This is a genomic window from Bradyrhizobium sp. CCBAU 53415 (assembly GCF_028128735.1).
Lineage (GTDB): Bacteria > Pseudomonadota > Alphaproteobacteria > Rhizobiales > Xanthobacteraceae > Bradyrhizobium.
In genome coordinates, this window is the sequence record NZ_LBJF01000001.1 from 145435 (window position 1) to 161651 (window position 16217).

The following is a 16217-nucleotide window of genomic DNA, read 5'->3' on the forward strand; positions in this document are numbered from 1 at the left end:
GAGGGGCATGTCGCTGGCCGTCGTCGGCTGATGGCATGGTGACAATCACTCCAGCCCAGCTTGGCTCTGGTCGAGAAGCTCAAACTCACGATCAAGAAGCTCCGGCATGGGCAGTTCGGACAGTCCTCCGAGCGAGGCGCATCGCTGGACCAGCTCGAGCTACAGCTCGCCGATCTGGAGGAGAAGGCTGCGCAAGCTGAGACCGCGGCGCAGATGGCACCCAAGAAGATTGCGGTGCCATCATTCGAGCGCCGCAAGCCAGCCCGCCGGCCGCTGCCTACGCCCACCGGCGCGATGCGCTGCTCGGATCACGCTGCGGCTCGACCTTCTTCGTTGCCGAACAGGGAGGTCGATTGCTGCATCAGTACGTTCATCGCGTCTTCTGGCGATTGTCCAGAGAGATCGGGCTGCGGCGCCCAGGTGATCGTACCGGGCCACGCGTGCACGACTTCCGTCATCGCTTCGCCATCCGGACGCTGCTCGACTGGTATCGCGAAGGCAAGGACATCGAGCAACAACTCCCAGTGATCTCCACTTACCTCGGCCACGCCTGCGTGCGCGATACTTACTGGTATCTCTCGGCCTGCCCCGAGTTGATGGAAAAAGCGGCGCGGCATCTCGATCGGCGATGGGAGGTGACGCCCTGAAGCCCGCCTGCAACGTCGCCACGTTGATCGAGCGCTTCTTCACCGAGCGCCTCATGCGCCAGCGCAATGTTAGCGGCAACACGGTTGCCTCCTGTAGAGACACGTTCCGGCTGCTGTTCATGTTCGCACAGGTGCGGCTGCGGAAGCCACCATCGGCCCTGACGCTCGCCGATCTGGATGCAACGTTCATCGGCGCGTTCCTCACCGATCTCGAGGTAAAGCGCGGCGCCAGCGCGAAGACGCGTAACCTGCGTCTGACCGCCATCAGATCCTTCTTCAGATTCGTGTCCTTCGAGGAACCGGCACACAGTGCGCTGATCCAGCGCGTGCTCGCCATACCGAGCAAGCGCCATGACAAGCGACACGTGCACTTCCTGACGCGCCCCGAGATCGAGGCGGTTCTCGCCGCGCCCGATCGAACGACGTGGCTTGGTCGCCGCGATCACACCTTGCTGCTGGTCGCGGCCCAGACGGGCTTGCGCCTCTCAGAGCTGACTGGCCTTGACCAGGATGCCGTCCACCTCGGGTCTGGTGCACACGTACGATGCGTCGGTAAAGGGCGGAAGGAGCGGACCACTCCGCTGACCACACTCGCGCGGCGTGCGCTCCAGGCATGGCTCAAGGTACCATTGCGGAAAGGAGCAACAGCGTTGTTCCCAAACGTGCACGGGGGCCGGCTCAGTGCTGATAGCGTCCAGTCCCTGCTGGGAAAGCATGTTGGTGCCGCTCACAAGAGTTGCCCTTCTTTGAAGGCCAAGAGCGTGTCGTCGCACGTGCTGAGGCACAGCGCCGCGATGGAACTGCTGCAAGCCGGCGTCGACTGCTCCGTGATCGCGCTGTGGCTCGGTCATGAATCGGTCGAGACGACGCAGACGTACCTGCACGCCCACCTCGCTCTCAAGGAAGATGCCCTGGCGAAGCTCAAGCCGTACGAGCGCGGCAAGCGAACCCGCTTCCAGCCGAACGACCGCCTACTCGCCTTCCTCGAGGCGCTCTAAACGACCAGACTATGCCGAATGGAATGGGGCTGCCCTGCACGCGATCGACGGCGCCAGCGTGACAACGGCGTGCCATACCAAATCCGTTCGGCATAGTTCGGCGGGCGGTATAAACTGCCAAGCTCAATGACATCACGCGGCGTAAGCACAGCTCCGTAGATCTATGAAGTGATCGGAGATCTGTTGATCAATGCATCTAAGGTTCTGACGGTCCGTCGCTATCCTCTGGCGCCCTAGCCATTCCCTTTTTTTGGGCGGCCTCGGCGTAGCGGCGATCGGCTTCGATGGCCGCGCGCCTCATTATCTTGTGGTTCTCTTCGGCAAGCGCCTCAAGCGCCTCCTTCACTTCGTCGTCGGTCATTACAGGTGTTCCTCGGCCATGACGATGCCTTCAATCGTACAGGATCAGGTGATCGCTGAACATCCCTTTTGAAGTCAGCCGCTCGTGAACCGCCGATTCCTTGTTAGCCAGGGCCGTCGCCGGATGCCTACGTCCCAAAGAGAGCCGCCGGCGGAGAGATCCGTCATGCGCCGATCGCCAGCATAGCATGGCGATACATGACATATGGCATTTAGATCATGTTCACCGCCACTCCGTGGCTGTTCGGCATAGCGCGGACAGACGTGCAGCACCAACAAACCGAGTCGGTCAAGACGGCAAGCGCTAGGGGGGCCAACCCCGCTTCGCAAGCAAGAGACCTCTCGATAGCCAGACTTGTTGCAAAGCGCACACCGTGTCCGAGGTCCGACGATGTGTGAAGATGCGAACAGGCTGCCTTGGGCGGCCAAGTTGTAATTTCAAAGAGTTCCTTCTGGCACGACTAATGCTTTGGGTTAGCCGGAGACGCCGCCGGACCAGGATAATACCCCTCGAGCAAGCGCGAGCTGGTGATTGGCTATCCAAACCATGGAGCAGCAGATAGATGACATTGATCGTGATCTTATTCCTTATCAAGAAACAACTGCGACGGAGCTTGCAAAAGCTCGTGCCGCTTCAGCGACGGACGAACCATGCCGATAACAATGCCGCGCCCAACCACCCGTCCCACCGCGATTTCGTTCCGAAAAATCTAGTTCGAGTGCTGTCAAGGCTGCCGACATCTTCATCTCAATCGGTTGCGTGCCTTCTAGCGCTGGTCCTGACCTGCGCCTTCTTGACACAAGGCATGTCAGCCGAGACTCCTTCGAGCTCCGTGCCGCTCTCCAGCTTTACGCTTGGCAACGGCCTGCAGGTGGTTGTGATCCCGGACCATCGTACACCGGTGGTGACGCAGATGATCTGGTACAAGGTCGGCTCGGCTGACGAGACACCGGGCAAATCGGGGCTCGCACATTTCCTCGAGCACCTGATGTTCAAGGGCACCGAAAAACACCCGGTCGGCGAATTCTCCAAGACCGTGCATCGCACCGGAGGCAACGAGAACGCCTCAACCTCAGTCGACTACACCAACTACTATCAGCACGTGCCGCGCGAACAGTTGCCGACCATGATGGAGTTCGAGGCCGATCGCATGACCGGGCTCGTGCTCAAGGACGAGAACGTGCTGCCCGAGCGCGACGTCGTGCTCGAAGAACGCAACATGCGCGTTGCCAACAGTCCCGCGGCGCGTCTGAGCGAGCAAATTCAGCGGGCACTGTACCTCAATCACCCCTATGGACGGCCGATCGTCGGTTGGTGGCAAGAGATCGAAAAATTGGATCGCGAGGATGCGCTGGCTTTCTACCGCCGCTTCTATGCGCCGAACAACGCGATCCTGGTGATCGCCGGCGACGTCGAGCTCGCCGACGTGCGCCCGCTGGTCGAGCGCAATTTCGGTCCGATCCCGGCACAGCCGGCGATCCCCGCGCAACGCATCCGTCCGCAGGAGCCGGAGCCGGCCGCTCCGCGCACCGTTACGCTGTCGGATCCGCGCGTCGAGCAGCCCACCGTGCGGCGCTACTATCTGGTGCCCTCGGCGACGACGGCAGCGGCTGGCGAGAGTGCGGCCCTCGATGTGCTCGCGCGGTTGATGGGCAGCGGCAACAACTCCTATCTCTATCGCGCGCTCGTCGTCGATCGGTCGCTCGCGGTTTCCGCCAGCGCCAGCTATTCGAGCACCTCGCTCGATCCGACGCAGTTCACGATCTCGGCCGCGCCGAAATCCGGCGTCAGCTTCGCCGAGGTCGAGCAGGTGGTCGACGGCGTCATCGCCGATATCGTGCGGAACCCGATCCGCGCCGAGGACCTCGAGCGGGTCAAGACCCAGCTCATTGCCGAAGCGATCTACGCCCAGGACAACCAGGCCGAGCTGGCGCACTGGTATGGCGACGCGCTGACCACGGGCCTGTCGATCGAAGACATCCGTAGCTGGCCGGACCGCATCCGCGCCGTCACCGCCGAGCAGGTTCGCGCCGCCGCACAGAAGTGGCTCGAGAAGAAGCGCTCGGTGACCGGCTATCTGATCAAGGACACCGCTGCCGCCAAGCGCGAGGAGAAGCGTTCGTGACACATCCCTTCCTTGCCGCTCGACAGATCGCCCTGTCCTTCGTCACCGGCGCTGCGCTGGTGCTGGCCGCGGTTTCACCGTCCGAGGCGGCCGCAAAGATCCAGCATCTCGTCTCGCCGGGCGGCATCGAGGCCTGGTTCGTCCAGGACGCGACGGTGCCGCTGATCGCCATGGAATATTCGTTTGCGGGGGGCTCGTCCCAGGATCCCAAGGACAAGGCGGGCGTCGCCAATCTGGTCGGCGATCTCCTCGACGAAGGCTCCGGCGATCTCGACTCCAAGACCTTCCACGAACGCCTGGACCGCCGCGCCATCGAGCTCAGCTTCAGCGCCAACCGCGACACCTTCCGCGGCAGCCTGCGCATGCTGCGCGACAACAAGGACGAAGCCTTCGATCTGCTTCGGATGGCATTGACCTCGCCGCATTTCGACAGCGCCGACGTCGAGCGCATCCGCTCGCAGGTCATTTCGGGGCTGCGCCGCGAGAGCACCAATCCGACCTCGCTGGCAAGCCGCAAGTTCCTGGAGACCGCCTTTGGCGATCATCCCTACGGGCGGCAGACCAACGGCACGCTGGACAGCGTGCCGACAATCACCATCGCGGACCTGAAGGATTATGTCGGCCGCGTGCTCGCCAAGGACACACTGAAGGTCGCGGTCGTCGGCGACGTCGATCCTGCCACCCTGGGCAAGCTGCTCGACCACACTTTCGGCGGCCTGCCCGCCAAGGCCAGCCTTACACCGGTCCCCGACATCGAAGCCGCAAAGCCGCCACAGCGCGCCTTCGTGCAGCTCGACGTGCCGCAAACCGTGATCACCTTTGGCGGTCCCGGCTTCAAGCGCAACGATCCGAACTTCATGGCGGCCTATGTCGTCAATCACATCCTGGGCGGCGGCGGATTGTCCTCGCGGCTCTATCGCGAGGTCCGCGAGAAGCGCGGTCTCGCCTATTCGGTGTTCGAATCGCTGCTGTGGATGGAGCACTCGGCGCTGTTCATCGGCAATACCGGCACCCGCGCCGACCGCGCCGGCGACACCATCGACGCCATCGAGAAGGAGGTGCGCCGCATCGCCGAGGCGGGGCCGACGCAGAAGGAGCTCGACGAGGCCAAGTCCTACCTCAAGGGCTCGCAGATGCTGGCGCTCGACACCTCCTCCAAGCTCGCGCAAGCACTGCTGCAGTATCAGCAGGACAAGCTGCCGATCGACTATATCGAGAAGCGCAACGCGATCGTCGATGCGGTGACGCTGGACGATGCGAAGGCGGCCGCCAAGCGCCTGTGGGGCCAAGGGCTCCTGACCGTGGTCGTTGGCCGGGCGCCCCAGGCGGCCGCGCAGCCCGCCGCACCGACCGCGCCGAAGTCGGACTGAAGTGCCTCATTGCCAGCAGAGCTCCATAACTCGAGGTCGGCACCTCTCATCTGTATGATATGTGGCGCTTCGCGGCGCAGCGGAAACCGCATCGGGCCGCGTAGCGTTCTCAACGGCAAAACAAGGAGACGATGCATTGTGGCTCTAGAGGATCGCTGGCACGGGGCTGGACTGCATTTCTTCACAATTCGAACCCCGAGGCCCGCCGGCAGTATCGTCGGCGCCTCCTTCAAGGACAAGCAAATGAGGATTGGGGCTGCCCTTTGTAGCGACCAGCGTCCGGGCCATGTCGCGGCTCGCGTAGCGCGCCGTACTGCGCGGGAGAGCGTCAATGCGTGATTGGAAGAGCGAACTCGATGCGTTCGTCGCTGAAGCGATGGCGCTCGCCGGATCGCTAAAGGTGGAGATCGGGCAGCGCCGGCCTCAACTGAAAGAAGTCGTTGACCGGGATGGCGTCAGCCTGCCCGACTATGGTGGCGGCGAACGCGATCAAATTAGGAAGCGGGTCGAGAGGTTCAAAGCGCACCAAGAGCGCTTCATGCGCGAGCGCGAGGAATATGCCAATTCGCTGCTGCGCCGGATCAAGCCGATCACCAAAGCTTAGAACAGCTCGTTGAACCTTTCACGAGCCCGGAGGCCGCTTTAGTTATGCAGCTCAAGCAGTGCTCGAGGGCAAACCTGTGGGCCGAGAGTTTTCCGCCACTTCGGTCATTGATAAGCTGGCCCTGGACTTGCGGACCTCTCCAATCGGCTCATTCCGAACAGTTAAAGTTCTCAAGCTCTCGTGGTGCCAGGGTTTTTCCGTCGCACATGTGCCCCCATTACGCTGAAAAGTGGCGTTCTTTTCTACAGGTCGCAGGATCTTGCTCCGAACTACCGCGTCGTCACGCTCGGGCGTTCGAAAGTGCCGATCGGCGGAGGGATTGCGACCAGCTATTTGGCACATAGGTCGCGATGATATCCCGCGGCCATAACGCGCAAATTCCCGCCGCGCCGTCATCTCCGGCCAGAAGCGCGGGTTGTTCGGCGCGATTCCCGCGCGAGGTACGCCGCCACTTTGAAATTGACCCCAGCATCGGAGACCTCAAGTGGATCTGGCGACCTTACGATTGCCGAAAGCTAGCCAGTCTCGCAGCTTGGACATTGCAAAGCGGCGATTGGGCCGATCCCGACGCCGCCGACGTTAAGAAGTCTTTGACAGCACGGTCATCTTGAGAACGCCGAACGAGCGTCAGACTTCCGTCCGGCCTCCGAAAGGAGGCCGGACTCTTTCGCCACAAACAGCTCTGGCAAATCCCGAACGATTTGAATCGGATGCTAACGCTTTCACCGCGGCCGCTGTTGGCAGAAAACCTTCAGCCACAGTTGCCAACCAGAGCTTTGTGGGGCGTACGCGCTGGCTTCAGTCGCTGTCGGCGCTGCCGCTATTTGCCGAATCGTCAATAATCGCTTTGGACGGGGCCGTGCCGGTGGTGCCGGTCGTACCCTTAGTCCCTTTGGTTGATTTTATGCCCACCTTTCCGCCCACGGAGCCGGGGTGCGCGCTCAAAACCTCATCACCGATCTTGGTTCCCTGTGTTTTCTTGCCTTGCAAGTCGCTGTGGGGCTTCGTGGACTCGGAACGAAGTGCTTGCGCGAGGACAGGGCCGACAAGCAAGGCCGAAAGAACGCACGCGATGGCAGAGGTTTTCACTAAGTTCATCCAAATCTCCTGGATTGCTTCGCGATGAGACGATTCGGTGACTTCCCGCCATTCGCATGCACCGGACCGTTCGCATCGCATAAGATGGTGCAAATGGCGCGGGGTGCATCAATCTGCTTCGTGTGGTCATCGTGTAGGGATTTCGGGGCAATTTCGCGGAAATGCCAACCGCATATGCGGCGACACGCAACGCGCACGGCAACGTGCGGTTGGGCGACGTAGCGGTGCTTTGCTGAGCCCTTAGTCTCGCCTTCGGATCAATCCAAGAGGCTCGTCTTTTCTATGGCGGCGGACAAAAGGAAGCTTGGCTAGGTTTCGAAGAAATCATGCTCAAGAAAGAACCTAAGCCGCGATGGTGATTGATCCTTTGACACTGCCTTCGCGGGCCCCTTCATCTTCTCAGTCTGCATCCAGGTAGATCACATTCCATGACGCCGGCTTGAGCCTCGCTTGCAACCTCCCGCGGTCAAAGGCCACGCTTTGCAAGGGCGCTGGCTTGACCTTGTCCGGCGTATTCTCGGTATTTGTTGCCATCAGATCATCGTGCCGGAGCTCGAGCCGCTCGCGAACTGTCAGGGGACCAAAGCTTCTGGCCTCGACGCTCACCTCCATCTCCTGCTTCAGATCACGATTGATCAGAAAGAGCGACAAGCCGCCCCCTTGTTCGGCGACGGCCGCTATCTTGAGATACGGCACGTCAGGCACTGGAAAGGTCTCGGCCGGTCTACCGTCAGGATTGTTGTACGACGCATAGTAGGCCTCCGTCTCGACTTGCGCGCGCAAAATCATGCCGCGACCAAAGCGACTCATATGCGCAAAAGGAAAGAAGATGGTTTGGCGCCACGCACCTCCGCCTGTCTTGGTCATGATCGGCGCGATAACGTTCACGAGTTGGGCCAGGCAGGCAATTCTCACCCGATCGGCGTGATTCAGCAGGGAAATGCAGGCGCCGCCGAAGGCGAGCGCGTCCTCCATCGTATAGCTTTGCTCAAGGATGGGTGGTGCCACTGGCCAGCGGTCCACCACCGGGGCAACCTCGTTGCGCGTTCGATACCAGACGTTCCATTCGTCGAAGCTCAGCATAAGACGTTTTTTGGAGCGCCGCTTGGCCGCAACCGCATCAGCTAGCACGACGACCTCCTCGATGAAGCTGTCCATCAGGTCGGTGCTCGCGAGAAACGATGCGGTGTCCTGACTGTAATTCTCGAGATAAGTATGGATTGAAATGTAGTCGACGTAATCGAAGGTGTGTTCGAGGACCGTTTCTTCCCATTGGCCAAAACTAGGCATGTTGCGCAACGATGAACCGCACACCGCAAGCTCGATGGTAGGGTCCACCCGCCGCATCATCTTGGCCGCCTCTCTTGCAACTGCCCCGTAGGCGGCGGCGCTCTTTTGCTCTATCTGCCAGGGCCCGTCCATCTCATTGCCGAGGCACCACAGCTTGATCCCATGGGGCGTCTGCCAGCCGTGCTTGCGGCGGAGCTCCGACCACGCAGTTCCCCCGGGATGGTTGCAGTATTCGACCAGATTGCGAGCGGCATCGCCGCCGCGGGTCCCCAGATTGACTGCCATCATCGGCGCGATATCGGCGGCCCTGCACCAGTCCATGAATTCATTGGTGCCGAAGCTGTTCGGCTCGGTGCTGAACCAGGCCAAGTCGAGGCGCGCCGGCCTCCTCTCCGGTGGCCCAACGCCGTCTTCCCAATTGTATCCGGAGACAAAATTGCCCCCAGGATATCGAACGAGGGTCGGGCCGAGCTCCTTCACCAGCGCCAGCACGTCCTTCCGAAAACCCCTCGCGTCTGCGGTCCGATGGCTGGGTTCGTAGATGCCGCCATAGACGCATCGGCCCAGATGTTCGATGAAAGCACCAAAAAGACGAGGGTCGGTGTAACCAATGGTGAAGTCGCGGTCGATCAGAACTTTGGCTTTCCTCATGTCCTTCTCGGGTGGCCTGGGGCTGATGACAGTTACGAGGTGGCTGCTGCTGTGCGAGAAACAAATCAAGATTCGTGCCGTTTGCACGGAGAGAGCTCTATGAAGCCGATCCGCATCTATTGAGTGATTTGCGGAGCGCGAGCCTTCCGCGGCAGCGACGTCGTCGACTGGAAAGGGCCTGCAAGGAAGCGGGATCCCCGCCGACGATCCGGGTCGATCAGGGCAGCGAGTTCGTGTCGCGCAAATCTTGGCCTGCGGCCTAACCAGCGCGGCGTCACACTGGACTTCTCGCAACCCGGCAAGCCAAACGCCGATGCGTTCATCGAGGTGTTCGACGCTCGCTTGCGGGCCGAATGCCTCAACACCGATTGCTTCCTCAGCCCTGCAGACGCCCAGGAAAGGTGGAGACTTGGCGCAAATACTACAACGAAGAACGCCCCCGGGGCGGCAATCGGCAACAGACCGCCGATTTTGCCGCAAAACCACGTCAGCGTAACCAGCCCTCCACCGTGTTCAGAGTCGTAAAACTCCATTCCTAGGCGGTCCAAACCGGTGTCGCTGCATCCTCAAGAGTCGTTCCCCGTGATCTGCCTGGCCGTATGCTCAACAGCATCAATTGTACAACCTGCTGACACACACGCTCTCTAAAACAGATATCCATGGTAGGACGCTGCGGCGGAGTTGAGGGGCCCGTAGGCGAAGCGGAGCCCGTCCGCGAGAACAAAATTAAGCGTACATTAATCATGGCACTTCCGCAGGATACCTTGTGGTTTTTGACAATGAGCATTCTCGCTGAGCGTTTCGAACAAGTGGCCACGAGATGTAAGTGCGAAACTCCAGGAAGGGGCGTTTGGGCATTTGGGACTACGCGTCAGGACAGGAAAGTAGGCAAGAAGGCCGAAAGCGGGTAGGGCGGCACCGGATATGCCCCAGACGAAGGGTTCGAACACTCGGATGAGCAGAGGCAGCTTCGTGAGATTCAAATAGCGACAGGCCCGGTCCATCGCAGTGTTGAACCCGTTTTACCTTGGCCGAGGCCCTGTCGCCGCCGAAGAAGAGTCACAAGCAAATTAGGCCTGGGCTCTACCGCCGCTCATATGGATAGGCCGACGGGGTAGGCCTTTGGGGCGGCGTGCAATGCTACGCTGCATCCTGAAGCAAAAAACCCTGGCATTCCTGCCAGGGTTTTGCATTTCATCGACACTTTGAGAGGGTGGATCAGAAGTCCATACCGCCCATACCGGCGCCCGGAGGCATTGCTGGACCAGCCGCGGCCTTCTTCGGCAGCTCGGCAACCATCGCTTCCGTCGTGATCAGCAGCGCCGCCACCGAGGAGGCGTTCTGGACCGCGATGCGCACAACCTTGGTCGGGTCAATGATGCCCTTGGAGACCAGGTTGCTGTACTCGCCTGTCTGTGCATCGAAGCCATAAGAGTACTGCTCGTTGTCGAGGACTTTGCCGACCACGATCGAACCGTCTTCACCGGCGTTGATCGCGATCTGGCGGGCCGGCCAGGAGAGCGCCTTGCGCACGATCTCGACGCCGGTCTTCTGGTCATCGTTCTTGGTGCGCAGGCCCTTGAGCTGCTCGGAGGCACGGAGCAGGGCGACGCCGCCGCCCGGCAGGATGCCTTCCTCGACAGCCGCGCGGGTCGCATGCATCGCGTCATCAACGCGATCCTTGCGCTCCTTCACCTCGACCTCGGTCGCGCCGCCGACGCGGATCACCGCGACGCCGCCCGCGAGCTTGGCCAGACGCTCCTGGAGCTTCTCGCGGTCGTAGTCCGAGGTGGTCTCCTCGATCTGCGCCTTGATCTGGGCCACGCGCGCGTCGATGTCGGCCTTCTTGCCGGCGCCGTTGACGATCGTGGTGTTCTCCTTGTCGATCATCACCTTCTTGGCGCGACCGAGCATGTTGAGCGTGACGTTCTCGAGCTTGATGCCGAGGTCTTCCGAGATCGCCTGGCCGCCGGTCAGGATCGCGATGTCCTGCAGCATGGCCTTGCGGCGATCGCCGAAGCCTGGCGCCTTGACGGCCGCGACTTTCAGGCCGCCGCGGAGGCGGTTGACGACGAGGGTGGCGAGCGCCTCGCCCTCGACGTCCTCGGCGACGATGACCAGCGGCTTGCCACTCTGCACCACGGCCTCGAGCAGCGGGAGCAGCTCGTTCAGCGAGGAGAGCTTCTTCTCGTTGATGAGGATGTAGGCGTCGTCCATCTCAACGCGCATCTTGTCGGCGTTGGTGGGGGGGGGGGGGGGGGGGGGGGGGGGGGGGGACGAAGTAGGGCGAGATGTAGCCGCGGTCGAACTGCATGCCCTCGACGACGTCGAGCTCGGTCTCGAGCGACTTGGCTTCCTCGACGGTGATGACACCCTCGTTGCCGACCTTCTTCACAGCGTCGGCAAGGAACGTGCCGATCTCGGCATCGCCGTTGGCCGAAATGGTGCCGACCTGGGCGATCTCCTCATTCGAAGTGACCTTCTTCGAGTTCTTCCGGAGGTCTGCCACCACGGCTTCGACCGCGAGGTCGATCCCCCGCTTCAGGTCCATTGGGTTCATACCGGCGGCAACCGACTTGGCGCCTTCACGGACGATCGCGGCGGCCAGCACTGTCGCGGTGGTGGTGCCGTCGCCGGCAGCATCCGCCGCCTTCGAAGCCACTTCGCGCACCATCTGGGCGCCCATGTTCTCGAACTTGTCGTCGAGTTCGATGTCCTTGGCGACGGCAACGCCGTCCTTGGTGATACGAGGTGCGCCAAACGACTTGTCGAGCACAACGTTGCGGCCCTTCGGACCGAGCGTGACCTGCACGGCATTGGCGAGAATGTCGACACCGCGCAGCATGCGGTCCCGCGCGTCTACTCCGAATTTGACTTCTTTGGCTGTCATAAAGAATTCCCTCAGTTCTTATTTTCTCATCCTTCAGCGCGCCCGGTGGGCCGCTCGGCAGGGGGTGAGCTGCGCGAGCGCTGGGTTAGGCGGCTTTCTTCTTGGAAAACACATCGGTGAGAACGCCCATGATGTCGCTCTCCTTCATGATCAACAGGTCCTGCCCGTCGATCTTGACCTCGGTGCCGGACCACTTGCCGAACAGCACGCGGTCGCCGACCTCAATGTCGATCGGAATCAGCTTGCCCGTCTCATCGCGGCCGCCCGGGCCAACTGCAATGACTTCGCCCTGCGAGGGCTTTTCTTTGGCAGTGTCTGGAATGATGATGCCACCAGCGGTCTTCTCTTCGGCCTCGATGCGCTTGACCACGACGCGGTCGTGAAGCGGACGGAAATTCATACAGGTCTCCTGAGCGTTTGAACAAGTTGGAGATAGGCACATTGTGACCAGCCCAATTATAGCAAGAGTCAGGCCAAATGAGCTGAACGATCCATGCCTGCAGTTCTGCTGAATCGCTGCCTGTCCTGCGCGTGTCTTTGTCCGGAAGCAAACGCCCTCAGGTACACAGCCCGCCAAGCTGTTGCGAAAATGACATTGCCTCGTCGAAACACCCGGATTGAGCCCAGCGTTCCTCGACATTGCACGGACGGCCGTTACACCGATCCAAGCGCGTCTTTCGAGGACGGCAGCCGTGCTGCACATGGTTGCTTCGTCCGACGGCAGCATCTAGCAGCTCACGCCAGCGAAGCGTGCGATGCACAAGTCTCATCAAAGAGCGGCGCTCGATGAAACCTGACGTAGTCCCGTATGATAACAATATGCCAACTATCTTGAAAACTCAGGCGATGTTTTCTGTAAGAGTCGGCGTGCTCCAAGAGAGGCCATCATCGAATTGTATCGAATTGTCGATGTCCAGCCGTGGTACGGTCGCTCAAAACCTGTTGAATTTACCCCGATCGTTCGTAGACCGATAGTGATCGAAGAGATCTGCGACGATCGCCGCGGAGGCTTGCTTGCGCGCAGCAACCCGCGCGCCGGGGCTTTGACCGCGTACACTCTTCTCCGAAGAACAGATGATTGCGAGGAAGGAATCGCCCGGAGCTGCTCACAAATTGCGTCAACGAATCTGAGATGGCGAGCGGCAGTCGGCAGCGCACATTTCCGCAACTGTGGAGGTGATTGGCTATCGCTGCGCACGAGAGATCACTCTGCCCGGCACGCTGCAGGGAGAATAGCCGACGGGTGACATTCGAGCGAAGCCGATCTTTCAGTCGCCCGAAAAACAACCGCAGGACGATCTAGCTCACAGAGGGCGCGTCTGCCGACGCTGGGTTGGGAATTTGCATTTACAGGGCAGTCGCTGCGCCTGTCGGTCCGACCGGCTTCCCTTTTGATGTTGATGGCATCCAAATAGCTGTCATGGATCAGGGGGACTGACGGGCATATGAATCATATACGTTGATATACGTTGTGCCGGCGCGTCTGGTGTGTGATTGCGGCGTCAAAGACGAATTCATCCGATCTCCGCGCCCAATGGAAAAAGCACCTGTGTCGTCTGTAGAAGTAGAAGTACACCAGCACATTGTTTCACTTCTTCAGAAGCCGAATCCGGTCATCCTGGATATCGGCTGCAATGACGGGACCGATACGCAACAGTTTCTCAACCTCTGCCCGCAAGCTCAGCTCTACTGCTTTGAGCCGGACCCTAGAGCGATTGCGCGCTTCAAGAAGAAGCTGGGCCCATCCCTCTATAGGGTAAAGCTGCTTGAAATCGCGATCAGTGATCGAAACGGGATGATCGACTTTCATCCAAGCAATGCAGATGGTGATGCGAAGGAATGGGACCTCTCCGGCTCAATACGCCGCCCGAAGAATCATCTTACCGAGTATGATTGGGTTCGGTTCGATCGCCCTGTCTCGGTTGAAACGCGGCGGCTGGACGACTGGTGCAGCGAAGCCAAGCTGAATACGGTCGATTTCATCTGGATGGATGTCCAGGGAGCCGAGGCCGATGTTATCGCCGGCGGCATGCAGACCTTGAGCAACACGCGCTTTGTCTACACGGAATATAGCGACCGCGAGCTCTACGAAGGGCAGTTGTCCCTGCAAGCCATTCTTGACCTGTTGCCATCATTCGAAGTGGCGGCCCACTATCCCCGCGCAGTGGAGGGTGATGTATTGCTCAAAAATACGCGCTTCTAGTGGCTACTCGATCGCCTCATTCATCGCTGGAAAACCTGACCAGCGCGCTTATGCCGCCAAAGCTGCACAACGGGTGATCATTCGAACGGATATCGGTGGTCGGACGGGCGCTCCGGTTTCCGGTTGCCATTGCAGACCCCGCGCACGATGTCCGCGTCGGGCGGGTTGTGGGTTTCTGGCAATCATTTATTTAGCGAGCCGGCACGACCGACGACCTCGCGGTCAGCAGCCCGAGCCCTTTCAGATGCTTGAATCAACACTGCCAGCCGGCGCTCGAAGCGCTGAATCGCCTGAACGGCTGCTGTATGGTCTGGCCTCTAGGAACTGGTGCACTGCTTTGAACAAATGCCAAAGCAATTGTATCAGTTCTCGTAGTTCCTTGAGATGGGCGGATTTCAGCACGCGCTTGGCGTCGCTATTGTTGGGGAAGGCGAGCTGTAGTATGTGTTCATTCCAGATTAAGATCGCCGTGAGGCGTCCAGCATAACTGCAGCAGCCGATTGTCCCGCAAGGCGTCCTGGAGCAGCGCAGGAGAAGGCGGCGGCGACCATCAGCGGCCGATCTCGCGCCGGATCGGATCAAGATCGCCATCGCAATCGCGGTTACTTGCCTGCTCATTTGCCGCAGGCGGAGCTGATCATCGAATCTGCGAGCTCGCTCTGCCCGTGCGACTGCGGCGCGATGACGAAGATCGGCGAGGACGTCAGTAAACGCCTCGACGTAATCTCGGCGCAATGGCGCGAAGTTTTTCCTAGCCGCGTCGCCCGATCACCCGCAATTCCAGATCGGCCCGATCGGCGTCCGCGTCCAGCACGGCCCGAAACTGCCGCCATTGTAGCGGCCGCTGCGGAAGCCGGGCTGGCCGAAATAGTGCCACTCGCCATCCCAACCGTAATACTGAGGAACTGGGTCAATATACCAGTGGCGCCGGTCGGCGCGCGAGAGCCGGCGCATCGCGTCCTTCTGCTTGTAGAGCGGAATGCTGTTGCTCAGCGGCTGGCGATAGCCGGGCAGGAAGCCGTAACCTTGCCAGACCGGCTTGGGCCGCTTTTGAATTGGCGCAGCGTTCGCGACGACCGGCAACAGCAGGATGATAGTAGCAGTTAGACACACAAGGCGAGACATGGATCGACAATAGTCGGTCGATTGCGTGGAGGCCATTCAAATTTGGGCGCAGAGTTCTGCGCAATCTTGCGCAGAATTTTTCTGTTAGCTGGTCACGCCCTTCCTGATCAGAAAGCACGCATATCCCCTGCTGTCATCCACCTGCACGACGCCGAAGCCCTAGCGCGAGAAAATCCGGACGCGAGAGCTTGCCGGGACTGATGGGACGGCCGACCGAGCGCTCGATATCACCGTGCGCTGCGTCTGGGCACACGGTCGGGATCGTCGACCGGCATCATCACGCGCACGGATCGACGAGATCGTCGAGCGGATAGAGCGTTAGGATAGCGCGGACGGTCCTTTCCATAACGCATGCCCGGCAGCTGCATCAGGCGCTCCGAGCGGCGTGGCGGCGATACGGGTGGCCGCGTGGTTGGCGTCGACGGCCACGAGGTCGCCGCCACGGCCCATAGAGGCGAGCAGCCAGAGCAGCTCGGGCGCTAGGATCGGATCAATCGCTTTCAGCTGTGACGAACTATCCTCCAATCAATCGCTTACGTTTGTCTCTGTTCCCCTGACCCTTCGCGATCATTGGACACCGCGGGCCAGGACACTCCAAACTGTCGTTCATCGGTGGCAAAAAAAGCCCGGCCTCATTTCGATGGCCGGGCCGAAGTCAGTCGTCGACAGAGGGAGAGCTGTCGACGGTTATTTGCGGCAAAACGGTCACCGCAAATTCTGCGACATGATCAATGATCGGAGAAATCTCGCATCGTTCCCTTTTTCAAAACGATATTGACGGAATGCGGCTCAACACCGGCTGGCACAAACCTGGAAGGACGTATTGTCCGTTGTCCTGAGGATCGTCGAAGTCGT

The 16217-nt window shown here is 60.4% G+C and carries 11 protein-coding genes and 3 pseudogenes; 8 read left to right on the forward strand and 6 right to left on the reverse strand.

Annotated features, from left to right (window positions below):
- Nucleotides 1-60 precede the first annotated feature (60 nt).
- From XH87_RS00545 to XH87_RS00555, 3 genes and pseudogenes are all read left to right on the forward strand, one after another.
- Nucleotides 61-219: pseudogene (locus XH87_RS00545) on the forward strand (transposase domain-containing protein); the annotation flags it as partial.
- A gap of 134 nt (nucleotides 220-353) precedes the next feature.
- Nucleotides 354-647 carry a hypothetical protein gene (locus XH87_RS00550; RefSeq protein ID WP_271586591.1) on the forward strand — a complete coding sequence of 98 codons (294 nt, stop codon included), beginning with the start codon at nucleotides 354-356 and terminating at the stop codon, nucleotides 645-647.
- Complete coding sequence (locus XH87_RS00555) at nucleotides 629-1645, forward strand: tyrosine-type recombinase/integrase (protein WP_442868227.1); 1017 nt, start codon at nucleotides 629-631, stop codon at nucleotides 1643-1645. The genes XH87_RS00550 and XH87_RS00555 overlap by 19 nt, the downstream gene beginning before the upstream one ends.
- A gap of 196 nt (nucleotides 1646-1841) precedes the next feature.
- Here the strand turns inward: XH87_RS00555 and XH87_RS00560 are convergent, their stop codons facing one another.
- Nucleotides 1842-2006: a hypothetical protein gene (locus XH87_RS00560; RefSeq protein WP_271585762.1), complete on the reverse strand. Its 165-nt coding sequence runs from the start codon at nucleotides 2004-2006 to the stop codon at nucleotides 1842-1844.
- An 805-nt stretch (nucleotides 2007-2811) separates the two neighbouring features.
- Between XH87_RS00560 and XH87_RS00565 the strand changes: the two genes are divergently transcribed.
- The 3 genes from XH87_RS00565 (at nucleotide 2812) to XH87_RS00575 (ending at nucleotide 6105) form a co-directional block, all read left to right on the forward strand.
- Nucleotides 2812-4131, forward strand: a complete 1320-nt coding sequence (locus tag XH87_RS00565) for a M16 family metallopeptidase (protein ID WP_271585763.1) — start codon at nucleotides 2812-2814, stop codon at nucleotides 4129-4131.
- Nucleotides 4128-5501: a M16 family metallopeptidase gene (locus XH87_RS00570; protein WP_271585764.1), complete on the forward strand. Its 1374-nt coding sequence runs from the start codon at nucleotides 4128-4130 to the stop codon at nucleotides 5499-5501. The genes XH87_RS00565 and XH87_RS00570 overlap by 4 nt, the downstream gene beginning before the upstream one ends.
- Nucleotides 5502-5832: 331 nt before the next feature.
- Nucleotides 5833-6105: a hypothetical protein gene (locus XH87_RS00575; protein ID WP_271585765.1), complete on the forward strand. Its 273-nt coding sequence runs from the start codon at nucleotides 5833-5835 to the stop codon at nucleotides 6103-6105.
- Between the two features lie 798 nt (nucleotides 6106-6903).
- Here XH87_RS00575 and XH87_RS00580 read toward each other — a convergent pair.
- A complete protein-coding gene (locus XH87_RS00580; protein WP_271585766.1) occupies nucleotides 6904-7203 on the reverse strand; it encodes a hypothetical protein in 300 nt (99 codons plus the stop codon).
- 399 nt (nucleotides 7204-7602) lie between these two features.
- Nucleotides 7603-9144: an arabinosylfuranosidase ArfA gene (gene arfA, locus XH87_RS00585; RefSeq protein ID WP_271585767.1), complete on the reverse strand. Its 1542-nt coding sequence runs from the start codon at nucleotides 9142-9144 to the stop codon at nucleotides 7603-7605.
- Between the two features lie 167 nt (nucleotides 9145-9311).
- On the opposite strand from arfA, the pseudogene XH87_RS00590 reads away from it, so the two are divergent.
- Nucleotides 9312-9669, forward strand: a pseudogene (locus tag XH87_RS00590) (integrase core domain-containing protein); the annotation flags it as partial.
- Between the two features lie 693 nt (nucleotides 9670-10362).
- Here XH87_RS00590 and groL read toward each other — a convergent pair.
- Together groL and groES are read right to left on the reverse strand one after the other, a co-directional pair.
- A pseudogene (groL, locus tag XH87_RS00595) lies at nucleotides 10363-12034 on the reverse strand (chaperonin GroEL).
- 85 nt (nucleotides 12035-12119) lie between these two features.
- Entirely contained in the window at nucleotides 12120-12434 is a 315-nt protein-coding gene (groES, locus tag XH87_RS00600) for a co-chaperone GroES (RefSeq protein WP_271585768.1), read from the reverse strand.
- A gap of 1134 nt (nucleotides 12435-13568) precedes the next feature.
- On the opposite strand from groES, the gene XH87_RS00605 reads away from it, so the two are divergent.
- Nucleotides 13569-14237, forward strand: coding sequence for an FkbM family methyltransferase (locus XH87_RS00605; RefSeq protein ID WP_271585769.1), 669 nt, complete (start codon nucleotides 13569-13571; stop codon nucleotides 14235-14237).
- 768 nt (nucleotides 14238-15005) lie between these two features.
- Here XH87_RS00605 and XH87_RS00610 read toward each other — a convergent pair.
- A complete protein-coding gene (locus tag XH87_RS00610) occupies nucleotides 15006-15362 on the reverse strand; it encodes a hypothetical protein (RefSeq protein ID WP_271585770.1) in 357 nt (118 codons plus the stop codon).
- Between the last annotated feature and the right edge of the window lie 855 nt (nucleotides 15363-16217).